We start from the raw sequence: 24511 nt of genomic DNA, 5'->3' as shown, positions 1-24511 counted from the left end.
TCATCTCGGGCGCGCGACCTCCAGCTGGCCGGTCCCTCGGACCGTCACCCAGGTCGTGACCGTCGTGCCGGCGACATCGGCGGTGCAGGTGAACCGGTGTCCGTCAATCACCGGCTGGTCGACCGGGCAGGCGACCCCGTCCGCGTCGAGCTTGTAGTCGTTGCGCAGCACGGTCAGCACCTGGCGCTGCAGAGCCGCGGTGTCGAGGACCTTCCGGTCCGACCGGCCGGGCCGGAGCACGGCCAGGACCGTCCCCACCACGATCAGGAGTACGACCGGGACGGCGACGGCCACCACGAGCCTGGCGGACGGTCGCCGCCGGCCACCCGACCCCGAGGCGGCCGTCGTCGGCCCCCACTGCGGCGGGGGCGCCGGCTTCCAGCGCGGTGCCAGCAGGGTCGCTCCGCTGACACCGGCGGTGTCGGAACTGCCGGGACTCCCGTGTGGGCTGCTCATGGTCAACTCCTCGGGCTCAGCGGGTGGCGGCGGTCGGCACGGTGACCACCTCCGGAAGCGGCTTCGTGCGCGCGCCCGTCGGGCTGACCGCGAACCAGGTGCCACCGACTCCCTGGCCCTTGATGTCGCCGGGGGCGGCGTCCTTGGCGAACCGGTAGACCGGCCAACCCCCGATGGTCACCTGGCAGGTCCCGTCGGCCCGTTCGACGTACCCGACGAGCTGTGGGTCGACCCCGTCCGGGTAGATCCGGCCGGGTGACGAGATGAGCACCGGAGGCCAGGTCTTGGCGCAGTCGCCAGCGCAGGTCGCCTTCGACGGCTTCGCCGTGTCCTTGTCGAAACGGTAGAGCGTCATGCCCCGGCCGTCGGCGACGTAGGTGCCGATGTCGTTCTGCTCCATGGCCCGCAGTTGCACCACCGAACTACCCCGACCGCTGTCCGCGGCGTCCCGGATGGGAACGTCGGACGGCCCGCTGTAGATCTGGACCCGACGCTGCGTCTTCGCCACCGTCGGCGCCGGGACCGGAGTCACCTCGACCACCTCCGGCGTCGGATCGGTGCCCGCCGTCGACGTGGCCGGTGCCGGTCCGTTGGACGGCGAGGCGGCGGTGGCGCCCGCACCCGCGCCAGCGGTGTCGCCGCAGGCGGCCAGCGCCGCCAGACTGATCAGTGCGATCGCGTGCCGCGCGATCCGCGCTTGCCCCACCATGTTTGCTCCACCTCGTGCTCGCTGTGGACCGGGCTTGTGCAACGGGTCCGGCACCCACACGGACGACCCCGCGAAACGGTTCACCGTCACCACCGCACGGGATGCCCGCGACGAAGGTGGAACTGCCCTGAACCGGATCGTGCCGGCATCCGTGTGGGTGGCGGCATCGGCGGAAGACGGTCCACCAGGGATCGGCTGTCCGAGCCGGAGACCCAGACACGAGGGAGGGCGACATGGCCACCTACCACATCGTCAGCGAGGACATCCAGGAGTCCGCGAGCTGGCTCCAGCAGAACATGCAGACCCTGTTGGACGGGATGACCCAGGCGAAGAGCAAGATCGACACTCTGATCCAGGGTGGCTACAACACCCCGGGCGCCCAGCAGCAGTTCGGTCCGTACTTCGAGGAGTACAAGGGCAGCGTCGACCAGACCCTGCACGGCATGGAGGGCATCAGCCAGTACCTCACGCAGGTCAGCGACGCCTTCTCCGAGACCGACACGCAGACCGCCGCCAGCCTCAGCCGCTGACGAACGAACGGTCGGGGCCGCGTGGTGAGTGATCACCACGCGGCCCCCGCCGTGTTCCCGACGGTTCATCCGACCAGGAGATACGCGTGCGCCTGTTGCTCACCGTCACGGACCAGTCCACCCCTGCCACCGACTACCAGATCGAGGCCGCCCTCGACTCCACTGTCGCGGAGCTCGCCGAGGTGTTGGCGGAGCGCCGTCCGCAACCCGGCCCCCGACCGCCGACGATCTTCGTCGCCGGCGCGCCACTGGACCCGGGGCTCACCCTCGCCGACGCGCCGCTGTGGCAAGGCAGCGTGCTCGAGCTGGACCACCCCACACCCGGGTCGTCGCCACGGCCGCCGGGCACACTGGAGATCCGGGTGGTCAGCGGTCTGGGTGCCGGCAGCCGGTACCAGCTCGACATCGGTGAGCACACCATCGGCTCCGCCGAGGACAACCAGGTACGCCTGGACGACGTCTCGCTCGGTCCCGTGATCGCGCGGGTCCGGGTCGGCGAGGACGGCGAGTGCTGGCTGCATCCGAGCGGACCCGGGTTGTTGCTCGACCGGGTGGAGATCGAGGACGAGCAGGTCTGGGCTCCCGGAGCGCAACTGGCCGCCGGTTCCTCCCTGCTGGAGTTGCGTCGCCCCGTGCACGACGAGGCGGCTCTGCAGATCTCGGAGGACCGCACCGGCCTGGACTACAACCGCCCGCCGCGGCTGCTGCCCGCGGCGCGGACCACCCAGTTCACCCTGCCCGGGCCGCCGGCGCCGCCCGAGCGGCGGCCGCTCACGCTGATCACCGTGCTGGCGCCGGTCGTGCTCTCCGGCGCCGCGTTCCTGATCACCCGCAACCCGCTCACGTTGCTCTTCGCCATCCTGTCGCCGCTGGTGCTGATCGCGGGCCAGATCGGCGCCCGCCGCCAGGGCCGGGCCACGTACCGATCCCGACTCGCCGACTACGAGGCGAAGAAGGGGCGCATCAGCAGCGAGGCGCAGGAGGCGTTGACCGTCGAACGGTTGGCTCGGCGGGACAACTTCCCCGACCCGGCCGCGACCGGACTGATCGCCGTCGAGCCGCAGCGTCGGCTCTGGGAGCGACGCCGTACCGACCCCGACTTCCTCGAACTACGCGTCGGCAGCGCCGACCTGCCGTCCGAGGTGGTGCTGCGGGACCTGAGCCAGGACGAGAACCGACGCGAGGTCCGGTGGAGCGCCCTCGACGTGCCGGCGACCGTGCCGGTCCGCAAGCACGGCGTCGTCGGGGTGGCCGGCGGTGCCGTCGCCCGCACGACGGCCCGCTGGATGCTGGCCCAGGCCAGCGCCCTGCACAGCCCGGAGGACCTGCAGATCTACCTGCTCGCCGGTGCCGACGACGAGGAGGGCTGGTCCTGGGCCGGCTGGCTGCCACACGTGCGGCCCCGCGACGGTCAGGACACCCTCGCCACCGTCGGCACCGACACGCAAAGCCTGGCCCGCCGGGTGGGCGAGCTGGTGACCATCATCTCGGCCCGGTCCGGCGAGCGGGCCAACGGGGCGTACCGCGACATCCTCGTGGTGCTCGACGGGGCACGGAAGCTGCGGTCCCTGCCCGGTGTCACGCAGATCCTGCGGGAGGGACCGTCGGTCGGGGTGTACGCGATCTGCGTGGACGCCGAGGAGAGGCTGCTGCCCGAGGAGTGCCAGGCGGTCATCGCCCAGCAGCCCGACGGGTCGCTGCTGGTGACCCAGACCCTCGCCGCCCCGATCGACGACATCCACCCGGACGTCGTCCCGCTCGAATGGCTGCACCGGGTGGCGCGCGCACTCGCGCCGCTGCGGGACATCGGCGGCACGGACGAGGAGAGCGCCCTGCCCGGTGCGAGCCGGCTGCTCGACGTACTCGGAATGGAGCCGCCGGAGCCGGATGCGGTGACGGCCCGGTGGACCTCCGGGGGTCGGACCACCGAGGCGGTGCTCGGTGTCTCGCTGGACGGGCCGTTCGCCCTCGACCTCAAGCGGGACGGGCCACACGGCCTGGTAGCCGGCACCACCGGTTCCGGCAAGTCGGAGCTGTTGCAGACGCTGGTGGCCTCGCTCGCCGTCGCCAACCGCCCGGACGCGATGACGTTCGTGCTGGTCGACTACAAGGGCGGCAGCGCGTTCAAGGACTGCGTCCTCCTGCCGCACACCGTCGGTATGGTGACCGACCTGGACACCCACCTGGTGAGCCGGGCGCTGACCTCGCTGTCGGCGGAGCTGCGGCGACGCGAGCACATCCTCGCCGAGGCCGGTGCGAAGGACATCGACGACTACGTCGAACTGCTGCGTCGTGAACCGTCCCGCGTCCCGATGCCGCGGCTGCTCATCGTGATCGACGAGTTCGCGTCGATGGTGCGTGACCTGCCCGACTTCGTGACCGGTCTGGTCAACATCGCGCAGCGCGGCCGGTCGCTCGGCATCCATCTCGTGCTCGCGACCCAGCGGCCGGGCGGCGTGGTCTCACCGGAGATCCGGGCCAACACCAATCTCCGTATCGCGCTGCGGGTCACCGACAGCAGCGAGAGCCAGGATGTTCTGAACGCCCCGGACGCGGCGACGATCTCGAAATCGACGCCGGGCCGCGCCTTCGTCCGTCTCGCCCAGTCGTCACTGGTGCCGTTCCAGGCGGGTCGCGTCGGCGGGTTCCGGCCCGGCGCGCGCACCACCGCCCGACCAGCGCCGTGGCTGGCGCCGCTCTCCTGGCCGGATCTCGGCCGCCCGGCGCCTCGCCGTCCCGGCGGCAAGGCGGAGCCCTCCGCCGAGCTGACCGACCTCGCCGTGCTCGTGGCGGCGATCCGGGACGCCAGCGAACGGCTCGCCATTCCCGCGCAGCACAGCCCCTGGTTGCCCGCGCTGCCGACGAAGCTGTCGGTGGACGCGCTGCCTCCGGCCCGTGCCGGCGGCTACCACCTCCCGGCGGTCGCGTACGGACTGGTCGACCTTCCCGCCCAGCAGGACCAGGTGCCGTTGGTGGTGGACCTGGGCACGCTGGGGCATCTGCACATCATCGGCTCCTCGCGCAGTGGCCGTTCACAGACGCTCCGGACGATCGCCGGGGCGCTCGCCCGCGTCCACTCCGCGGCGGACGTCCATCTCTACGGGGTCGACTGCGGCAACGGGGCGCTGCTGGCCCTCAACGGCCTGCCGCACTGCGGGGCGGTGGTGCAGCGTACCGAGGCGGAACGGCTCGGCCGGCTGTTCGCCCGCCTCGTCGCGGAGCTGGCCCGGCGGCAGCAACTGCTCGCCTCCAGCGGCTCGGCGAGCATGGTCGAGTACCGGGCCGGCGCGGCCGAGGGTGCACGACCGCCACACATCCTGGTGCTCCTCGACCGGTTCGAGGTCTTCGACAAGACCTTCGCCGACTACGACAACGGCACGATCATGGCCGGCCTGCTGACGCTGCTGCGCGAGGGCGCCGGGGCGGGCATCCACGTCGTGCTCGCCGGTGACCGGGCGATGTTCTCCAGCCGGATCTCCTCCACGTCGGACGACAAACTGGTGCTGCGGCTCACCGAACGCGGTGACTACAGCATGGTCGGCATCAATCATCGGCAACTGCCGGACGAGATCGAGTCGGGTCGTGCGATCCGTGCGGCCGACGGTGCCGAGGCGCAGATCGCGCTGCTCGGCGACGACGTGTCCGGCCAGGGACAGGCGCGCGTACTCGCCGAGATCGCCGAGGCGGCCCGGCAACGCGACGCGGACCTGCCGGCTGCCGGCCGCCCGTTCCGGATCGACGTGCTGCCCGACGAGCTGACCCTGGCGGACACCGAGGCGCTCGCCCGGCCGAGCGACCCGCTCTGGACGATGGTGGGTGTCGGCGGCGACGAACTCGCCGCGATCGGCCCGGACCTGACGATCATTCCGAGCCTGGTCCTGGCCGGTCCGCCGCGCTCGGGACGGAGCACCGCGCTGCTGACGATGGTCGCGGGTCTGCTGCGCAAGGGGACACCGGTGGTCGTGGCGGCACCGCGCCGGTCGCCGCTGCGCGAGCTGGCCGGCCTGCCCGGGGTCCTCGACCTCGTTGCGAGCGAGAACCTCACCTCCAAGGGGTTGGCGGCGGCGCTGGCGGAGCGGAACGGCCCGGCCGTGGTCGTGCTGGACGACGCCGAGTTGCTGCTCAAGTGCGATGCGGGAAGCGACCTGGGGGAGATTGCGCGGTCCGGTGCGGAACACGGCCTCGGGCTGATCATGGCCGGCACCATCGACGGTCTGTCCGGCGGCTTCGGCGGCTGGCACGTCGACGCCCGGCGCAACCGGCAGGGTGCGCTGCTCAGCCCTCAGGGCCTCGGCGACGGGGAACTCATCGGCGCCAAGCTGTCCCGCGGTCAGCTCGGTGTGGGGCGCCTGGGCCGGGCGCTGCTCCACCTGGGTGACGGCACCGTACGCCTGGTGCAGATTCCCCGGACCGACCCGGCCGCGCTACGGGCGCTGCTGACGCCCACCAGCGCGGAGCCGCACGTCGCGGCGGCCCAGGAGTGAGGTAGGCGGGCCGCGGCGGACATGGTCAGGGGGACACCGGATCGCGGTGTCCCCCTGACGTGTCCTCCCGGATCAACTGCCGGCCGCGGCCTCCCCGACGGACTCCGTGACGGCGGTCAGCGCCGGGAGGTCGTCATCCCAGGTGAACTTCAACGTCTCGGTGATCGCGCCGAAGAGTTCGAAGATGTCCTCCGCCTCCGCGAGGTTCGGGCTCGATCCGGTGACCACCACGACGTCCGCCGAACCCGGCATGGGCACGACGGTGTGCATCACCGCGCAGCGCATCGTCGCGCCGTCCTGGGTGACGTTCTGGATGCCGTACACCCGGCCCACCGTGCCGATCCCCGGAATCTCGGCGGTGCTCACCCGCCGCCAGGTGCCGTCGGCCCGGGCCGGCTGCCCCACCGCGGTCAGGGCACCGAGGATGTCGCCGCTGGCCGGCGGAGTCGCCACCGCGACCAGCACCGTCGCGGTGAGCGGGCCGTCCTCGTACAGCTGGAAGACACCAGCCGCGTGGACGGCACCGGACCGCCGGGCCTCGCGTACCGACCGGCGCACCTGCTCGGCGTACCGTCCCGCCTGGTCGGCGGTGAAACCGCCGGCGACGGCGTCCGCGCGCGCCCGGTCGGCCAGGCGGTTCTCACTCGCCTCGTCGGCCGTCGAGAAATCGACCCACGCCTCGGGGGTACGCAGGTGGAAGCCGGTCGGGATGGAAGCGGGAGCGTGGGTGTCCGTTGCCACGCCACCCTCGTCGCCGCTCACTGCGCCGCCTTCTCGTCCGGCGCCGTCAACGCGTTGACCGTCTGCTGATCGGCTTCCCGGAACGCGTCGGCGACAGCCTTCGCGGCATCACGCACCCCTTCGAGGTCCTTCGCCACCACATGCCGACCGTCACCCCACCGCTTCTCGAAGTGACGGGCGGCATCTTCCAGGTCGCGCTGCCCGAGCGTGTCGACTACCGCGCCCATCGACCTGACCGACGCGCTGTCCATCAGTTCCTTCGTGCGCTGTAGCAGCTCGTGGACCCGCTCCAGCTCCGCACCGGGTACGTGGATCACGCTCATCGCCCCAACCCCCCGGCCGGCATGCCATCCCGTTCGCTCATCTCCGCACCCCTCTGACGTCACGGCACCTTCGCCGTACACGGATCGGCAGGCGGAGCGGTTCAGCAGTGGTGCTGAACCGATCTTCGGCCGGCTACGTGTGCGAGTCGGCTCCCGTCGGATGGCTCGGGCGCCGGCCTGACGATGCGATGGGGAGGTTCGTCATGACGCGTCCGGGTGACGTCGAGTGGTCGGTGTTGCAGCTCGATTCGGATCCGGTGCCGGGTGATTCGGAGTCTTTTCAGGAGATCACGAGGGCGTATCAGGAGCTGGCGAGGACCACTCAGGAGGCGCATGACCTGTTGGCGTCGGGGAGTCAGGTCGATGTTGGTCAGGGCAAGGCGATGGAGGCGTTTCGGGATCTGATCGGCAAGCTGCCCGGGCGGTTGGACGGGATGGCGAATTCGTACGCCGCTGCGGCGGACGCCTACCTGCGCTATCTGCCGTCGCTGGAGGAGGCGCAGGCGATGTCGCTGCGTGCTCTGGATCAGGCGCGGCAGGCGGCGGGGGATCAGAACGCCGCGCAGGCGGCGGCCGCCTCGGCGGTGGCGGCGCTCGCCGCGTTGAACGCCGATGCCGCCCCGGACGCGAAGGAGCAGGCCACCGACGACGCCACCGCCGCCCGCAACCGTGCCGCCGATGCTCAGCAGGCGTTGGACGGGGCGAAGGCGTTGCTCGGTCAGGCGACGGCGTTGCGTGATCAGGCGGCGCGGACGGCGGCGGTGGCGCTGGACCAGTTGGCGAAGGACGCGCCGCAGCGGTCGCTGTGGGACAAGATCGTTGAGGCGTTTCACGCGTTCGTTGATTTTTTGCGGAGCACGGTGATCGAGTGGATCACCACGATCCTGGACGTGCTCTCGGTGGTGGCGTCGTTCATCTTTCCGCCTCTGGGTTCGGCGATCGGCTTCCTCTCCGGCGCGATCGACCTCGCCGCGGCCGCCGTCGGAGGCGATCCGGCCGAGATCGCCCTCGCCGCCGGTGGGTTGGCGCTTGGTCTGGTGCCGGGTGGGCGGATCATCAGCCGGGTCATCAAGGTCGCCGGCAAGTTGGGCAAGGTACGCCCCGGCAGCGTCGCGGACGGCATCAAGAACAGCACCAAGGAAGTCACCGGCAACCGCGGTGTCGCGGACGTCAGCGGCAGCGCCGCCACACCGGGTCGCGGGATCGACGCGAACGTCACCCGTCTCGGTGTTGGCAAGACGATCAAAGGCGTGTTCAACCGGGTCGGTCAGAAGATTTCGGATCTACGCTTTGATCGTGACCTCAAGGCAGCTCAGAAGAAGGCCGCACAGGATCCCACCCTCATCATCGGGCAGAGCAGTAAGGGCCGCCTGACGACCTTTCATGCCTCGGACGTCCGGTCCGTGCCGCTGACGAACAGCGACGGCAAGCAGATTGGCGTCCTCTTTCCCAGTACGGCCAACGACACGGAGAATTTCACCGACTGGGCGAGGATGGAGGCGAACGTTCCTCTCGGCAGCAACCTCGGCGGCTCTTTGAACGTTGGAGGCGCCAAGCTGGTTCGAACGATCGAAGGCAAGAGTGCCCCGTTGAGCACCGACCAATTTGATCTTGCACCCTGGGCCCGACTGAAGAGTCCGCCCATCTTCATCCTCGCCCACGGTGATCCGCACTCCGTCGACATCACCCTCAACGACGGCAGGGTGTTGTCGGTGCCGGGCAGGCAGTTCGGCAAGCTTGTGCACTTCGACGAGGTTTTCCAGGCTGCCGCAGGATCGAACAAGAAGGGATCCATCGTTCTGGTCTCCTGCAACTTCGCCAATCCTGCGGGAAGCGCCGGTCAGGATTTCGCCGACGTGATGCGGGATCTCGGCAACAACCGGAAAGTCTTCGCGTCGACGGAAGTCGTGCAGGCGAGCCGCGGCGTCGACGTTGACGGCCTGTTTACCGAACCCGGCAAGAGCATTGCCAACCTGACGGTGGAGAGCATGGGCAGTTTCCAGGAGATGAAGCCGGGCGTGACGAGGGATGTGACGAAATGACGGAGCAGGTCGAGGGCGAACAGCAGCGGAACTGGATGCTGCTGCTGGACGAGGAGTTGGCCGGGCCCGACGGCGCGGACGCCGACGCGGCGCAGATGCCACCGGTGGAGTACATCGTCGGTGGTTGGCTGGTGGAGTCGGACGGCACCGTCGGCCGTTTCACGGCCAACCCGCTGTACCGGCCGAAGGATCTGGAGGCGCCCACGAGCCCGGTGGACGCCACGGCGAGACTGGTCGCCACCGGTCGCGTTGGCGTCGACGCGGTGCTGCTGGCACTGCGCGACAGCCTTGTCGAGGTGGCACTGGACAGCGAGGGTCACGCCATCGTGACGCCGGCACCGGACGGCGTTCCCTGCGTGCTGGTCGCGACCAGCGCTACCGACCAGGCTCGGGTCGACGCGGCCGACTGGCGGCAGGTCGACCTGGACGAGTTGCTGGCGCTGCTGCCGGCCGGCGTCGACGTCCTGCTGAATCCGGGCGGGCACCGCGCGATGCGGTTGTTCGCCGACGCGTTGCGCGACATCGCCGCCGAGGGTGTGCCTCAGGGCGGCGAGCCGTGGCCGTTCGTCGAGTAGGGCGTCGTGGAACCGCTTCCCGCTGGGCTCGGATCGATCGTCCGAGCCCAGCGGGGATGGGCCGCGAGACGTATCGGCCACCGCTGACGTCTCGAATCGGCCTCAACGTGGGTCGGTAGACAAATTCTCGGGTGAACAACAGGCCCTGAGAACGGGGAGCGCATCCTGAGGACCCGTGAGCATTCGGCGGGAACGCCGGCGACGTGAGGGTCAGCAAAAGGGTGGTAGCTATGGCGGGATCGGGACCTGTTCGTCGGCGCGAAGTGGCAGGCGAAGCATTGGTCCGGTCCATATTCGAGGAGCACGGACGCGCGATGCTCGCTTACGCGACACAGTTGACCCGAGATCGCGCAGCCGCGGAGGACGTGGTGCAGGAGGCGCTGGTGCGCGCCTGGCGTCACCCCGACAGCCTCGTCAACGGCAAAGGCTCGGTGCGAGGGTGGCTGCTGACGGTCGTCCGCAACATCGTGACCGACACTGTACGCGCGCGAAGGGCGCGGCCACCCGAAGTGCCGGAAAGCCCGACCGAGGCGGCGACCGAACGTGACCTCGCTGAGCAGGTGGTGAACTCGATCGTGGTGACGGACGCGCTCAACCATCTCTCCCGCGAGCATCGACAGGTGCTGGAGCAGGTGTACCTGCTCGGGAGTACAGTCGCGGAAGCCGCCCAGGCGCTCGGTATCCCCCCGGGCACCGTGAAGTCTCGCTCCTACTACGCACTCCGGGCGCTCCGCGATCTCGCCGAGCGTCCAGCCGGGGTGGAACGGCCTGCCTCATGACGTCCGACAGTTCATCGCCCCACGCCGACCAGCTGGACATCGGCGGGTACCTGCTCGGGGCGCTCGACCCGGAGGAGACCCGCCGGGCCGAGGAGCACCTGACAGGTTGTGCGGAGTGCCGGGCCGAGGTCGAGTCGTTGCGGACGTGGTCGGGCGCGCTCGAGAACGTACCCGACGTGATGCTGCTCGACGGTCCGCCGGAGGACGGCGATCTTCTGTGGCAGCGCACCCTGCGGCAGATCCGCAGCGAGGCGGCCGACCAGCGGCGGCGCCGCCACGCGATGACCGGTGTCGCCGCGGCGGTCGTCGCGTCCGCCGTCCTCGGCGGAGTCCTCCTCGGCCCGGCGGGCGACGAGGCGCAGGACGCGACCGCGCAGCCGCAGCCGCAGCCGCAGCCGAGCGTGACGGCCGACCGGGGGAGCCGGACGGCCAGCGCCGCCGATGCGACCACCGGCGCTCGTCTCGCGGTGGCCGTGCAACCGGCTCCCGGCTGGGTACGCCTCCACGCGACAGTCTCCGGCATCCCGCAGGGCCAGCGGTGTCGGCTCCTGGTTGTCGGCAGGGACGGCAGCACGGTCCTGGCGGGCAGCTGGCTGGTGTCGGAGCGGGGAGCCGGCGAGGGCACCACGCTTGACGGCAGTGCCCTGATCGACCCGACCGAGGTCGACAGCGTCCGGGTGGAGACCACCGACGGCACGGCGTACGTCAGCGTGAAGCTCTAGCCCGAACGCACCCGGACAGCAGGACGCCGGCCCGGCCAGTTGGCCCGGGCCGGCGTCCACGCCGCCGCACAGGTCAGCCCAGACGGACCGAGACGACCGCGTTGTCGAAGTCGACCGTCGCCAGATCCGCGACGTCGCCGTTGATCACCTTCGAGCGACCGGTGCAGTCCTGGCCCGTCCAGATCTTGAGCGAGCCGGGCGCCGCCACGGAGGAGGCGACACCCGGACGGCTCAGGTTCTTGCAGCCGGTGCCTGCCACACCCTGCGAGCCGGCGCCGTCGCCGAAGGCCGGGTCGTCGAAGAACACGGCGCTGGTGGCCGGCTGGGCCGGCGCGGTGTCGGGTGCGGGCTCGTCGCCGCCGGCCACGCCGGCCTTCCCACCGGTCGGGGTCACCCCGAACCAGGTGCCGCCGACGCCCTGGCCGTTGGTGTCACCCGGCTTGGTGTCCTTGGCGAACCGGTAGATCGGCCAACCGTTGATGGTGACCTGACGGCTGCCGTCCGCGCGCGCGACCGTACCGACGGCCTCCTTCCGGACCCCGGCGACGAAGATCTTGCCGCCCGGGGAGACGGTGACCGGCGGCCAGGTGACGGCGCAGTCACCGTCGCAGTTCGAGACCGGCGGCTCGTTGCTGTCCTTGTCGAACCGGTAGAGGGTCAGCCCGGCGCCGTTGACCACGACGGGGTCGAGCTTCCCCGCCTTGCTCGCCGTCAGCTGGACCCAGCGCTGGGCGGATTCCTGAGTGGCCCCGGTCGCGACACCTCCGTTGGGCACCGCCCAGTCGCCGGTACCCGGCTGCGAGTTGTTGGACTTCGCCGTGCCGGGAACGAGCGCGAGGCCGCCGACGCCGGCCCCGCCATTCGGGGACGCCGCCTGGCTGGCGCCGAGGTCGGCGGCACGGGCCGGGCCGGGCGGCACCTGGTTCGAGCCGCACGCCGTCAGCGTCGCCGCGCCGGCGGCCAGCAGGGCGACGAAGGGAGTCAAGTGCTTGCGCATCATCCGGGGTTCTCCAGTGGTTACCCGGGCTCCCAGGATGTCCGGAAGCCGTTCGCCATCCACACGGCGCAGGTCCGCGATCGGTTCAGGCTCGGGCCGGGTACGCCTCGCGTCAGCGGGGGAGCGCGCGGAGGAACCGTTCCGCGATCGGGATGGCGGACGTGGCGCTGGATCCGCCCCCCTCCACGAAGACCGCGAACGCCACGTCGCCCTGCCAGCCGACGATCCAGGAGTGGGCGTGGGCCGGGTTGTTGTCGTACTCGGCGGTGCCGCTCTTGCCGTACACCGCCTTGCCGGGCACGTCCTTGAGCGCGTTGGCGGTGCCGTCGGTGATCACCTCGCGCATCATGGCCTGGACCGCCTTGACCGAATCCGGCTTCAGCTCGATGCGCGCGGCCGGTGCGGCCGGTGCCGGGTCCAGCAGCAGCTTCGGCTGCTCGAAGTGCCCACGGGCGACGGCCGCGGTGGCGGCGGCCATGGCCAGTGGGCTGACCAGGGTGGTGCCCTGCCCGAACGCGGCGGCGGCCTGTTCGGCGGGCGACCCGTTCGCCGAGACCTTGCCGGTGAACACGTCGACGCCGAGGTCCCACTTCCCCTCCAGCCCCAGGGAACGACCGGCGAGAGCCAGCCCGTCACCACCGAGCTTGGGTGCCAGGGATGCGAAGGCGGTGTTGCAGGACTTGGCGAAGTCGGTGCGGAACGGCACCCGGCCGAGCACGAAGTCGTGGGAGTTCTTGAACGAGCGGCCGCCCACCGAGAGGGACTTCGGGCAGTCGACCATCGCGTCCGGGGTCACCGCGCCCCTGTCCAGCAGGCCGAGCGCGCTGACCATCTTGAACGTCGAACCCGGTGGCACCTGAGCGTCGAAGGCCAGATTCGCACCGGCCGCGCCGGGACCGTTGGCGGTGGCGAGCACCGCGCCGTCGCTGATCCGTACCGCCACAATGGCGGCCCGCCGCTGCTCGGCACGCAACGCCGCGTCCGCCGCGTTCTGGGTGGCGACGTCGAGGGTGGTCGTCACCGCCTGCCCCGGCTCGGGCTCCCGGTGGAACACCTCGGTGCCGGTCGGCGTCGGCTTGCCGTCCTGGCCCGGCCGCTGGACGGTCACGGTCAACCCGGACCTGCCGCGCAGCCGGTCGTCGTAGCGCTCCTGGAGACCGCCATGACCGACCAGGTCACCGACGACGTATTTGTCGGGATGGGCGGCCAGGTCGTCGGCCTGCACCGAGTCCACCGAGCCGAGCAGCGCGCGGGCGAACTCCCGCGTGGGTGCCAGATCGAGCTTCTCGGTCCGGAACGTGGTGCCCGGCAGGGCCTGGAGGCGGGTTTTGACCTGCTGGTACGCCTCGTCGCGCAGCGTCACCACCTCGACGAACGCGTCCGGGTTCGCCTGCGCGAGCCGCTTCGGCAGGTCGGCGACGTCGACGGCGGGTACCAACGTCGGACGGATCGCGCCGAAGGCGGCGTCCAGCTCACCGACCAGCTTCTGCACGTCGGTCACCTGGTTCGGCTGCACGCCCACCCGCACCACCGGCCGGGGTGCCACGATGGGCTTGCCGGCGGCGTCCAGCACTCCGCCGCGGGGGGCAGCGTCGCGGCGCAGCCCCAGCCGGTCTCCCGTGGCGAGCTTCTCCTGTACCAGCTGCGGTTCCCAGATCACCCGCCACGTGTCGTCGCCGTCGCGGGTCAGCCGCACCGGCCGGTCGTACGTCCAGTGGGTGTCGCCGGGCAGCGTCCAGTCCACCCGGATGGCGGCGGTCGCCGTGTCGTCGTCCACCTTCGGGTCGCCCTGCCGGCTGACGGTAGGTGGGGTCGGGGCCAGCTCACCGGACAGTTCCTTGAGTTGCCGGGTCACCTCGGCCGCCGGCAGCGCGGCACCCGCCGGGTCGACGAAGGTGACCGCCCGCAGGTCACCGCTGCGCCAGCCGGCCGCGAAGGCGTCCACGCTGTCCTCGGGGCCGGTGTCGTCCGAACAGGCCGTCAACACGCTGCCGGCGATCATCGCCACGGTGATCGCGGTGAGCGACCGTCGGAGGTGGCCAGCACGCGGTGGGTGAGACGGATGCAGCACGCGGTTTCTCCTGCGTTCAGTGGTGATCGTCGTCGAGCACGGTACGCGGATCCAGGTGCTTGCCCCGCGCACGCTCCAAGGCGAAGGCGTTCACGCCGAGCGCCTTGACCCCGACGGTACGGACGGCGGCGAGGTCGGCAGCGTCGTCGGGGTCCGGCACCTGACCGAGCGCCGCGAACGCGGCCTCCGCGACGCCGCTCAGCCGTGCCGCGCGTGCGTGGTCACCCTCGGTGGAGGCGAGGACGGCACCGGCCAGGCAGACGTACGGCACGAAGTCGGTCCAGTCGTTGCGGAAGATCCGCTCGCGGCTCTCGGCCAGTAGTTTCCTCGCCACGTCGAGGTTGCCCAACCCCAACTCGCAGAGCGCGAGGTTGTGCATCTCGGTGGCGACCATCCTGGGCTGGTCCAGAACCTCGTTGAGCGCGATGCTCTCCTGGTACAGCACGCGGGCACGGCCGAGGTCACCGGACATGCGCGCCACCGCGGCCAACACGTGCCTCGGCCGTTCCTCCAGGCTCCGGTCGCCGGAGCGCAGGGCGACTCCGAGTGCTTCTCGGGCTCGGGCCTCCCCGCCGGACAGGTCGCCGCCGCGGAGGGCGACCCTGGCCAGGCTGTACCGGGCCTCCACCTCGCCCGCCGGGTCGCCGGCTTTGCGGGCACGCTCGATCTCGGTCTCGCTCATGCGCACCACGGCGTCGGTCTCACCCCGCCGGAAGGCCGAGCGGACATCGTCACTGAAGCTCACGAGTCGTTCCTCAAATCCGTCATTCGCCGGCGGTATGCCCCCGCACCGCGTACCCGCCGACCGCCCTCTCGTCGACCCTCGGCCGGGGCCACGCTAGCCCGGACGACTTGACAGACTCTTACCCGTGCTGACCGGCGTGACCATTGCGGTGAGGTCGACGGGGCGAGCCAGTGCGTCCGTTTCCGCATCGTCGCAACCGACATCGCCTGTGGTGCTCCCTTTCCGGAATCGGTGCGGCCCTCGTTTTCGGCTGCAGAAGCTCTTCACAATGCGTCGCTAGCGTTGCCGCCATGCTGTCCGGCAATGCGGCCGTCGACTGCGCGGTGCCGGGTCAGGCGCGTACGAGGCACCCGAACGCGGCACCAGTATGTTCGAGAATTCAGGAATAGAGGATCTGATGGACGCGACGCGTTCCCTGCGCGATCTCGAGCCGCAACTCGCGGCGAACCGGCGTTACTGGACCGGCTGGGCCGGCACCGACTCGAACGCCGATCCCGGGGCGGATCTGACCGTCTACCGCTCCGACATCGCGCACATCCTGCTCAATGGGGTCCTCCGGGTGCGGGACGTGCCGCTCGACGCGGCGGTCGCGGAGGCGGAGCGGCAGTTGGCGGGTACACGGTGGGCCTGGTGGGTCGGCGCCGACAGCGACGAGGGCACCGCCGAGGGCCTGCTCGCCCGCGGCGCCCAGCAGGTCGGCGACATGCCGGTGATGGCGATCGACGTCACGACCGTCGACGACGTGGACACGCCCGCCGAGCTGAAGATCAGCACGGTGACCGAGCCGGCGGAGATGCGGGAGTACGTCGAGGCGTACGCCGGGCCGTTGGGGTTCGAGCCGGGCAGCATCGACTCCGTGGTCGACCGGGAGTTGGGTTTCGGCTACCCCGACGTGGTCCGGCTCGCCGGCATCGTCGACGGCAGGACGGTCGCCACCTGCACGGTGTCGCTGGGCACCGAGGTCGCCGGCATCTACTGCGTCGCCACTCACAGTGATTATCGCCGGCGTGGCATCGCCACTGCTCTCACCGCCGAGGCGCTGCGCATCACCCGCGAGTCCGGGCGGCGCATCGCCACCCTGCAGGCCAGCAGCGACGGCGAGCCGGTGTACCGGCGCATGGGCTTCGAGGTCGTCACCCGCTACCGCCTGTTCGCCCTCCCGCAGTAGCGCTCGGAGGTCCGTCAGGCACCGCACCGCCCGGCAGGCTGGCGTAGCCGCTGACCCGCCTTCTGCGCAAGGGCGAGACCAGCGGCTACGCCAGCCTGCCGAGCGGTGGGGCGGGCCCGGGTATGCCGTACGTCCAGCTCTACCTGGATCGGGGCAAAGACGTCGCCGACGGGACCGTTGATCCCGCAGGACCGCGCCTTCGTCATGAACCTCATGGGTAAGGTGATCCCCGAGCAGCGATGTTGCCGGGCAGTCGCGACACCTACGTCAAGAACGGCTGGGACAACGTTGACGCCGATGGCGGCCGCTGGCTGGTGAACAGCATCGGGCGGATCGTCAAGCCCGGCCATGACTGGCTGATCGCCGTGCTCTCCGACCATCACGTGAGCCAGAAGGATGGCGTCCGCGTCGTCGAGAAGGCCGCCAGCTACGTGCTTCAGGAAATGCGCGCCGCCACCGCGCACGACGCTCCGGCCGCGTGACAGCCCGCCCGGGCAGGTCGGCCGTCGGTGCGGTCGACCTGCCCGGCGCGGGGCACGTCTACGTGCTGCGGAGTCGCGACCGGAACGAATAGCGCCCGAGCACCTCCCGGATCCGGTCCGCCTCATCGGTGCCGGCGCTCACCTCGGCCACGGGTACCCCGTCCTCGATCGCGACGACCACCTCGACGCCCGGGATCTCGGCCAAGAGCACCCGGCGGACCGCGTCGGCGCGCAGCGCCGGCTTGAAGTCCTTACCGACGGCCGTGACCGGCAACTCGTCGAGCACGTGGACGGCCTTCGGCGCCACCGCCCGTTCGGCGACACGCCCCGCCGCCCAGCGCGTCAGCTCGTCCTCGCTCGCCTGGGCGCCGGGCCGCAGCGTGACGTAACAGACCGGCACCTCACCGGCGTGCCGGTCGGGTTGGCCCACCGCCGACGCGGCCGCGACCGCGGGATGGCTGAGCACGGCCTCCTCGACGAGGGCCGGGTCGATGTTGTGGCCACCCCGAATGATCACGTCCTTGAGCCGGCCGGTGATGAACACGTAACCATCGGCGTCGACATGGCCGAGGTCGCCGGTGTCGAGCCAGCCGTCGACGACCTTGCCCAGCGGATCCACCACGATGTCGCCGTCCGGCCCGGTCGTGACGTAGCCGGGAAACACCGCCGGGCCGCTGATCGTGATCACGCCGGTCTCGCCCGGCGGCAGCGGGCTGCCGTCGCCCGGCCGGACCGCGCGGATCTGCTGGTACGGCATCCGCAGACCCACCGAGCCCTCGCGTGGGTGCCCGGGCAGGATCCGCGCCGAGGCGCAGGTGGCCTCGGTCAGCCCGTACCCGTCGCAGATCGCCACCGACGTGTGGTCCTCGAACGCCCGTCGAACCGTCGACGGCATGGCGGCGGCACCGCTGACCGCGAACGTCAGCGACGAGATGTCCGCACCGCCGATCGGCACCTGGGCCAGCCGCGCGTAGACGGTCGGCACGGCGGACATCGTGGTGACCCGGTACCGCTCGATGAGCTGCCAGAACGCGGGGTAGAGCGCCGGATCCCGGTATCCCAGCGGACCGGGCCAGACCACCCGGGCCCCGGTGACCATCGGCGCCAGCACGGTCACCATGACCGCGTTCACGTGGAACATCGGCAGGCCACCGAGCACGGTCGCGTCGAGGCCGTCGATGCTGGCCGCGCCGCTCCAGGCGACGAACACCTGGCCCGCGTGGGTGTGCGCGGCCAGCCTCGGCGTACCGGTGGTGCCGCCGGTGTGGAAGTAGGCCGCGATGTCCCCGGGTGCCGCCGGCGCGGCGGCGAGGGCGTCGGCGCTCTCCTCGGCCGCGTGGTCCTCCAGGTAGCCGACCGTGACCGCGGCATCGTCGAGGTGCGGCCGTTCCCCGTGCTGACCCTCCGGGCGCAACGCCAGGACGGCGTCCAGGCCGAACCGCTCGCCCAGATGCACGGCGAGGTTCCACAGCGGAACGCTGATCTCCGGTCCGGCGGCGATCAGCACCTTGGTCCGGGCGAGCTGGAGCATCGCCGCGATGGCGTCCGGCGCCAGGACCGGGTTGATCGGTTGTGCGATGCCCACCGCCTCGGCGGCCAGGATAGCGGTGAGCAGCTCACCGCTGTTCGGGCCGAGCAAAGCGACGGCGTCACCGCGCCCGACGCCGATCCTGGACAGCGCGTTGGCAGTTCCGGTCACCCGGCGTAGCAACTGCTCGTAGCTGACCGTCCGGGGCGCGTCATCGATCCCGCTCAGCAGGACCAGCGCCGTACGGTCGCCGTGGCTCTTGGCCGTCCGTTCCAACAGGGCGTACGTGCTCGGGGGCAGGTCCCGCGCGGAGAGCGGAACCTGCTCCATGGCGGTCGGATCGAGGACGGAATTCATTCGAGGTGCCGTCTCGCTAGCGGTTGACGTCGTCGGCGGGTGCCGGCAGCAGCTCGGCGACCAGCGCGCGGGCCTTCACGCGCCGGACCTTGCCGCTGGTGGTCACCGGGAGGGCGCCGGTGGGCACCAGCACGATCACGTCGACCTCGACGCCGTGCTCGGCGCGTACCGCCTCGCGGATCACCGACTCGAACTCGGCCTGTCGCGGGGCGTCCAGTGGAAGCGGTAGCCGTACCTCCGCAGCGACCGCGAGTCGGTCGCCCTTCTCGCCGTACGGCACCACCGCGCACCGGCGCCCGTGCAGCGCGGTGTTGCTGCGCTCGACGGTGTGCTCGACGTCCTCGGGGTGCAGGAGCCGCCCGTCCAGGTCGATCACGTCGGCGAGCCGGCCGGTGACGAACAGCTCTCCCTCCCAGAGGAAGCCCCGGTCGCTCGTGCGCAGGTACGGCTGCTCGTCGAAACCGGCCATCCGGGCCTCGAAGACGGCGGAGCTGTTCTCGCTGCGCCAGTAGCCGCGGCCCACACTCGGCCCGTGCACCCAGATCTCGCCGAGCACGCCCGGCGGTCGCTCGACCAGGGTGTCCGGGTCGACGATCCGCACCGTGAGCCCTTCCGCGCGCCGACCGCAGCCGACCAGCGGCCGCCCCGCCAGGGGTTCCTCGATGGCGAAGCCGGTCTGCAGGGCCTGCCGGTCGAAGCGGACCGTCCGGGGCGTGCCGCCGTAGCGCACACCGCTGACGAACACGGTGCCCTCAGCCAGCCCGAAACACGGCGCCATCGCCTCCGGGCGGAAGCCGGCCGTACCGAAGTGCTCGGCGAACCGGTGCAGGGTGTCCGCCCGCACGGGTTCGGCGGCGTTCAGGACGAGCCGCATCGAACTGAGGTCGAGGCGGGCCGCCTCCTCGGCGGGAACCCGCCGTACGCAGAGGTCGAAGGCGAAGTTCGGCGCCGCCGTGAGGTTCCCGCCGACCTCGCCGATGGCACGCAGCCAACCCGCGGGGTCCTTGAGGAAGCTGATCGGCGGAATCATGGTCGCCGTTCCGGCCCGCAGCGCCGTGAACATCATCAACGCCAGGCCCATGTCGTGGAAGTGCGGCAGCCAGCAGACCATCTGCAGATCACGGATCTGCGGCGCGACGGACCGGGTGAACTCGTCGAGCATCCGCAGGTTCTCGAGATAGTTGCGGTGCGTCACCAGCACGCCCTTGGGTGACCCCGTCGAGCCCGACGTGTACTGCAGCAGCGCCACCTCGTGAGAGGCCCCCTCCGCCGTCCGGTTCGCCGCCAGCGCCTGGTCCACCGTCACGTGTCGGCCGGGGAACACCTCGGCGAATTCGTCGGTGGTGACGACCATCGACGCCTGCGCGTGCGCGGCCGCGCGTTCCCCGGCCCGGCCAGGTGGTACCGGAACGGCAATCGCCCCGGCGTACCAGCAGCCGAACAGGGCCGGCAGGAAGTCCACGTCGGTCGGGAACGACAACACGACCCGGTCTCCCGGAGCGACGGACCTGCTGAGCAGGCCGGCCACGGCACGGGCCCGATGGTCCACCTCGGCCCAGGTGAGCACCTGCCGCCCGACGCGTATCGCCGGCCGGTCGCCGTGCTCCCTGGCGTTGCGCTCCAGGAGCCGAACGAGACTTGCCAGATTCTCCTGCATGATCTTTCCTTCGGTGAATTGCCACGGCGCGGCCGGATCGGCGTACGCCGGCGGTGCGCCGTGCGCCCGGCGGGCGATGGAAAGGCGGGTCCGGGAACCTATTCGCCGCTCTGCGGCGCCGGCCCACGCAACAACCAGGTCACCGCCTCGAGGAACTCGTCGGGCTCCTCGATCTGGCCGAAGTGACCGCTGTTCTCCAGGATCACCAGTCGCGAACCGGCGATGCCCTCGTGGAGCATCTCCGCCCAGACCGGACCGCAGATGAAGTCGTGCCGACCGGTCACGATCACCGTGCGGGCGGCGATCTTCGGCAACTCCGCCCGGTAGTCGATCTCGTACGAGTCGAACCGGGTGATCCAGCTCCTGATGTTGTCCTGGAGGTGCTTGAACTCGGCACGGCGCCCCCACCAGTCGGCGAAGTACACCGGCAGGATCGCGCTGAGGTTCTTGGTCGCCTCCTCGTCGGTCTGCGCCGGCTCGGACCGCCCGATCGCCTCGAGTACCTGCGCGGCCTCCGGGACGTCGGGATGACGCTGCGGGTAGGCGGCCGCAGCGGCCCGCTCCGCCTCCCAGAAGTCCGGGGTCGTGGTCGGGGAGGTGCTGTAGAGGGCGAGACCGGCAACGCGCTCGGGGTGCAGCAGGGCGAACCGCTGGGCGACGAAGCCACCGTGGGAGTGGCCGAGCAGGTGCACCTGAGGCACGCCGAGATGGTCGACAAGGGCGTGCAGGAAGTCGACGTAGGTGTCGACGTAGGTCGCGCCGGCGGGAAGTGGGCCCGAGTCGCCGGTGCCGACGGGCTCGGGGTAGACCATCGTGAAGTGCTCTTCCAAACGAGCGGATCGCAGGTAGGACGAGTCAACCCCGGGGCCGCCGGAATGGGTGATCATCACCGGTCCGGTGCCCGCGACGTGGTAGACCTGGCGGGTGCCGTCGACCGTGAAGCTGTGGACGCCCTCATCGAGGTTGCTCATTGCTCGGAGACTCCTAAGATGGTGAACCGAAGGGGTGAGGTGCACGCGTCTGGAGCGCCTCTGAGCGGCCCGGAACGGAATCCTGAGAACGGCCAGGCTCGCATATTCGGGAAAGATTAGGCCGGCCGACTGGAACACGAGTGGACGCGTACTGGACCGGCACTGGCCCCGCACCGAGCCGTTATGCCACTCGGCGTCAAGTCCTCTTACATTCGCCCCGGGCTACCGTCGGTAATTGACGGCCGGCCGTGCGCTGGATGCCCCACATCCAGGCCGTGAGGGTCGGAAGTGGTGGTCTGGAGAGGAAAAGAATGACAGTCGACATGTATTACGACGCGGACGCCGATCTGTCGATCATCCAAGGGCGCAAGGTCGCCGTCATCGGGTACGGCAGTCAGGGGCACGCGCACGCATTGTCGCTGCGCGACTCGGGCGTTGAGGTCGTGGTCGGTCTGCCGACGGGGTCTCGGAGTCGTCCGAAGGCGCAGGAACAGGGTCTGGACGTGCGGACGCCGCAGGAGGCGGCCGAATGGGCCGACACCATCATGGTCCTTGCGCCGGACACCGTGCAGCGGACGCTGTTCGCGGACGAGATCGCACCGCATCTGCGCGCCGGTGACGCACTTCTGTTCGCCCACGGCTTCAACATCCGATACGGATTCATCAAGGTGCCCGCCGACGTGGACGTCGCGATGATCGCGCCCAAGGGGCCGGGGCACCTCGTACGCCGACAGTTCGTCGACGGCAAGGGGGTGCCGGTCCTCGTCGCGGTGGAGCAGGACGCGACCGGAGGGGCCTTCCCGCTGGCCCTGTCCTACGCGGCCGCCATCGGCGGCACCCGGGCCGGCGCCATCCGCACGACGTTCGCCGACGAGACCGAGACCGACCTGTTCGGTGAGCAGGCGGTGCTCGCGGGCGGGGTGACGGCGCTGGTGAACACCGGGTTCGAGGTGCTCACCGAGGCCGGGTACCAGCCGGAGATCGCGTACTTCGAGTGCCTGCACGAGCTGAAGCTCATCGTCGACCTGATGTACGAGGGCGGCATCGCGCGGATGCGGTACAGCATCTCCGACACCGCCGAGTACGGCGACTACAGCCGGGGTCCGCGAGTCATCGACGCTCGCGTGAAGGAGGAGATGGTCCGCATCCTGGCGGAGATCCGGTCGGGTGAGTTCGCCCGTGAGTGGATCGCCGAGGACGATGCCGGCCGTCCCAACTTCCGCAGGTACCGGGAGCAGGCGGCGGCCCAGCCGATCGAGGAGACCGGCCGTGCCCTGCGAGCGATGATGAGCTGGGTCGACCGGCCGATCACCGAGACCGCCTGATCCGGGCGGGACGCACCGCCGATCGGCGCGGCTCCGCCACCAGCGACCCGGACCATCGGTCGTGGACCGGTCAGTCCTGGTGGCGGATCCGCGGCCGATGGAGCAACCCGGGACGGATCCCTTCACTCGTGACGCCGTGGTAGACGATCATCACGACGATGCCGATCAGTCCGAGCACGGGATTCACGAACCAGCCGAGGAGCCCGGCCAGGCCGTAGAGGACGAGCCCGGTGATCGGTCGCGCCTCCTGCGCGCGGACCTGCTCCCGGTCGACATGATCTCCGTGCAGCGCCGGATGGCGGCGGAGATACGCGAAGAACACCAGCCAGGGCGCCGACATCAGTGCCGCCGCGACCGAGTACATGACAACGGCCACCCGTTGGTCATCCCGATCACCGTCGGTGAGGGCTGCGGCCAGGACCGCGGTCGGGAACGGTATGACAACCACGCCGAACAGGATGGCGAGGTTGATCCAGCCGAGCGCGAGGGTGCTGCCACGGACCAGCCGGAGCACCGCGTGATGGTTGAGCCAGAGAACGCCGATGTAGATGAACGAGACGATGAAGGCCAGGAACGACGGGGCCTCGTCGACGAGTGAATCGGCCAGGTCGCCCTCGTGGAAGTCGGGCACCCGCAGGTCCAGCACCAGCAGTGTGATGACGATGGCGAAGACGCCGTCGCTGAACGCCGCCACCCGGCCGGTGTCGGCCAGATCGGGTCCGGGTCGGCCGGGTGGGACGTTTCCCGAAGCCGCTGACATTGCCGCAGGTTAACAGCCAGGCACCGGCCGACTAACCACGATCACCGAATTCCTCGCCCGGGTCCGGGTCGCGGCGGGAACCTCGGCGACCCCGGGCGCCGTAGCCCGCCGCCGTCGGCGTGGTGTGCGAACGGGCGGTGTTCCGTGCGGATTACGACTTGACGAACAGCATGTTATCGCTCACAGTCGATGGACAAGGGCGACGACACCCGCGGCTTACCGGGCAAGCCTGCTTCGTCAACCCCGATTCAGACGTGCATCTGGACGTGCAGGGGGTCGTGTTAACGCGAACATTCCCGGTGCATGGGTCCGGCCGCGCGACACGGTGCGCCCGCCTCGGGTGAACCGTTCGGCTCCTGGTCACTGGAGGAGGATCATGTCTGCCTTGGATAGGTCTCCATCGATCACACCGCCCTCGGGGCGGCGTCGCGGATGGTTGCTGCGACTCGTCAGCGCCGGCGTGGCCGCGTTGGTGGTCGGTGGTGCCGCCGCGGTGGCGGTGTCGACGCCCGCCGCCGCGGCGACGGTCGACACGAACGCGTGGTACGTCCTGGTCAACCGCAACAGCGGCAAGGCCCTGGACGTGTACAACCTGGCCACGAACGACGGCGCCCGGATCACGCAGTGGGCGCGCAACAACGGCAACCAGCAGCAGTGGCAGTTCGTGGACTCCGGCGGCGGCTACTGCCGGTTGAAGTCGCGACTGTCCGGCAAGGTGCTGGACGTCTACAACTTCTCCACGGCCAACGGTGCCAGCATCGTGCAGTGGACCGACGGCAACGGGACCAACCAGCAGTTCCGGCTGGCCGACTCCGACAGCGGCTACATCCGCTTGATCAACCGGAACAGCAACAAGGTCGTGGAGGTGCAGGGTGCCTCGACCGCGGACGGCGGGAACATCGTGCAGTACGACGACTGGAACGGCAGCAATCAGCAGTGGCAACTCGTTCGCGTCGACGGCGGAGGCAACCCGACCACGCCACCACCGAGCGGCACGTGTGACCTGCCGTCGACGTACCGCTGGTCCTCGACCGGTGTGCTGGCCAACCCGAAGTCCGGCTGGGTGTCACTCAAGGACTTCACCGTCGC

The 24511-nt window shown here is 70.5% G+C and carries 21 protein-coding genes; 10 read left to right on the top strand and 11 right to left on the bottom strand.

Translation table 11 applies throughout. From position 1 onward, the window contains the following. On the bottom strand, positions 1-456 hold the full coding sequence (locus tag AB0H52_RS24625) for a DUF4333 domain-containing protein (RefSeq protein WP_151488214.1): 456 nt from the start codon (positions 454-456) through the stop codon (positions 1-3). A gap of 16 nt (positions 457-472) precedes the next feature. Then, positions 473-1165, bottom strand: a complete 693-nt coding sequence (locus AB0H52_RS24620; protein ID WP_151488213.1) for a hypothetical protein — start codon at positions 1163-1165, stop codon at positions 473-475. Positions 1166-1398: 233 nt separating this feature from the next. Here AB0H52_RS24620 and AB0H52_RS24615 point away from each other — a divergent pair, with 233 nt between their 5' ends. Together AB0H52_RS24615 and AB0H52_RS24610 are read left to right on the top strand one after the other, a co-directional pair. After that, the gene (locus tag AB0H52_RS24615) at positions 1399-1695 is read left to right on the top strand and encodes a WXG100 family type VII secretion target (RefSeq protein WP_007457407.1); all 297 of its coding nucleotides are present in this window, start codon (positions 1399-1401) and stop codon (positions 1693-1695) included. 86 nt (positions 1696-1781) lie between these two features. Beyond that, a complete protein-coding gene (locus AB0H52_RS24610) occupies positions 1782-6179 on the top strand; it encodes an FtsK/SpoIIIE domain-containing protein (protein WP_151488212.1) in 4398 nt (1465 codons plus the stop codon). A 72-nt stretch (positions 6180-6251) separates the two neighbouring features. Here the strand turns inward: AB0H52_RS24610 and AB0H52_RS24605 are convergent, their stop codons facing one another. Together AB0H52_RS24605 and AB0H52_RS24600 are read right to left on the bottom strand one after the other, a co-directional pair. Further along, the gene (locus AB0H52_RS24605; RefSeq protein ID WP_151488211.1) at positions 6252-6941 is read right to left on the bottom strand and encodes a hypothetical protein; all 690 of its coding nucleotides are present in this window, start codon (positions 6939-6941) and stop codon (positions 6252-6254) included. Then, positions 6938-7243, bottom strand: a complete 306-nt coding sequence (locus tag AB0H52_RS24600; protein ID WP_151488210.1) for a hypothetical protein — start codon at positions 7241-7243, stop codon at positions 6938-6940. The genes AB0H52_RS24605 and AB0H52_RS24600 overlap by 4 nt, the downstream gene beginning before the upstream one ends. 203 nt (positions 7244-7446) lie before the next feature. On the opposite strand from AB0H52_RS24600, the gene AB0H52_RS24595 reads away from it, so the two are divergent. The 4 genes from AB0H52_RS24595 to AB0H52_RS24580 all read left to right on the top strand — a co-directional run bounded on the left by AB0H52_RS24595 (position 7447) and on the right by AB0H52_RS24580 (position 11361). Then, positions 7447-9285 (top strand): hypothetical protein, encoded by a 1839-nt coding sequence (locus AB0H52_RS24595; RefSeq protein ID WP_357950239.1) that lies wholly within the window; start codon positions 7447-7449, stop codon positions 9283-9285. Continuing rightward, on the top strand, positions 9282-9860 hold the full coding sequence (locus AB0H52_RS24590) for a type VII secretion system-associated protein (protein ID WP_357950236.1): 579 nt from the start codon (positions 9282-9284) through the stop codon (positions 9858-9860). The genes AB0H52_RS24595 and AB0H52_RS24590 overlap by 4 nt, the downstream gene beginning before the upstream one ends. A 278-nt stretch (positions 9861-10138) precedes the next feature. Next, on the top strand, positions 10139-10639 hold the full coding sequence (locus AB0H52_RS24585) for a sigma-70 family RNA polymerase sigma factor (RefSeq protein WP_225854151.1): 501 nt from the start codon (positions 10139-10141) through the stop codon (positions 10637-10639). Then, a complete protein-coding gene (locus AB0H52_RS24580) occupies positions 10636-11361 on the top strand; it encodes a zf-HC2 domain-containing protein (protein WP_357950233.1) in 726 nt (241 codons plus the stop codon). The genes AB0H52_RS24585 and AB0H52_RS24580 overlap by 4 nt, the downstream gene beginning before the upstream one ends. A 73-nt stretch (positions 11362-11434) precedes the next feature. Here the strand turns inward: AB0H52_RS24580 and AB0H52_RS24575 are convergent, their stop codons facing one another. From AB0H52_RS24575 to AB0H52_RS24565, 3 genes are all read right to left on the bottom strand, one after another. Then, positions 11435-12361: a hypothetical protein gene (locus AB0H52_RS24575; protein ID WP_151488205.1), complete on the bottom strand. Its 927-nt coding sequence runs from the start codon at positions 12359-12361 to the stop codon at positions 11435-11437. Positions 12362-12470: 109 nt separating this feature from the next. Further along, complete coding sequence (locus tag AB0H52_RS24570; protein WP_151488256.1) at positions 12471-14360, bottom strand: penicillin-binding transpeptidase domain-containing protein; 1890 nt, start codon at positions 14358-14360, stop codon at positions 12471-12473. Positions 14361-14445: 85 nt separating this feature from the next. Further along, positions 14446-15174, bottom strand: a complete 729-nt coding sequence (locus AB0H52_RS24565; RefSeq protein WP_151488204.1) for a tetratricopeptide repeat protein — start codon at positions 15172-15174, stop codon at positions 14446-14448. A gap of 397 nt (positions 15175-15571) precedes the next feature. On the opposite strand from AB0H52_RS24565, the gene AB0H52_RS24560 reads away from it, so the two are divergent. Then, positions 15572-16342 carry a GNAT family N-acetyltransferase gene (locus AB0H52_RS24560; protein WP_192580124.1) on the top strand — a complete coding sequence of 257 codons (771 nt, stop codon included), beginning with the start codon at positions 15572-15574 and terminating at the stop codon, positions 16340-16342. Positions 16343-16581: 239 nt separating this feature from the next. Next, positions 16582-16824, top strand: coding sequence for a hypothetical protein (locus tag AB0H52_RS24555; RefSeq protein WP_357950229.1), 243 nt, complete (start codon positions 16582-16584; stop codon positions 16822-16824). A gap of 58 nt (positions 16825-16882) precedes the next feature. On the opposite strand, the gene AB0H52_RS24550 is transcribed toward AB0H52_RS24555, so the two are convergent. The 3 genes from AB0H52_RS24550 to AB0H52_RS24540 form a co-directional block, all read right to left on the bottom strand. After that, the gene (locus AB0H52_RS24550) at positions 16883-18709 is read right to left on the bottom strand and encodes an acyl-CoA synthetase (protein ID WP_151488201.1); all 1827 of its coding nucleotides are present in this window, start codon (positions 18707-18709) and stop codon (positions 16883-16885) included. A 16-nt stretch (positions 18710-18725) separates the two neighbouring features. After that, positions 18726-20366 (bottom strand): fatty acyl-AMP ligase, encoded by a 1641-nt coding sequence (locus AB0H52_RS24545; protein WP_151493066.1) that lies wholly within the window; start codon positions 20364-20366, stop codon positions 18726-18728. A gap of 98 nt (positions 20367-20464) precedes the next feature. Further along, positions 20465-21337: an alpha/beta hydrolase gene (locus AB0H52_RS24540; protein ID WP_151493065.1), complete on the bottom strand. Its 873-nt coding sequence runs from the start codon at positions 21335-21337 to the stop codon at positions 20465-20467. A 311-nt stretch (positions 21338-21648) separates the two neighbouring features. Between AB0H52_RS24540 and ilvC the strand changes: the two genes are divergently transcribed. Next, on the top strand, positions 21649-22662 hold the full coding sequence (ilvC, locus tag AB0H52_RS24535; protein WP_151493064.1) for a ketol-acid reductoisomerase: 1014 nt from the start codon (positions 21649-21651) through the stop codon (positions 22660-22662). A gap of 70 nt (positions 22663-22732) precedes the next feature. Here ilvC and AB0H52_RS24530 read toward each other — a convergent pair whose 3' ends face one another. Beyond that, a complete protein-coding gene (locus AB0H52_RS24530) occupies positions 22733-23422 on the bottom strand; it encodes a TMEM175 family protein (protein ID WP_151493063.1) in 690 nt (229 codons plus the stop codon). Positions 23423-23798: 376 nt separating this feature from the next. On the opposite strand from AB0H52_RS24530, the gene AB0H52_RS24525 reads away from it, so the two are divergent. Next, a partial coding sequence (locus AB0H52_RS24525; protein WP_357950224.1) for a non-reducing end alpha-L-arabinofuranosidase family hydrolase occupies positions 23799-24511 on the top strand: 713 nt, incomplete at its 3' end.

Source organism: Micromonospora sp. NPDC050695 (assembly GCF_040654415.1).
Lineage (GTDB): Bacteria > Actinomycetota > Actinomycetes > Mycobacteriales > Micromonosporaceae > Micromonospora.
This window is presented reverse-complemented; position numbering and strand designations above follow the sequence as displayed.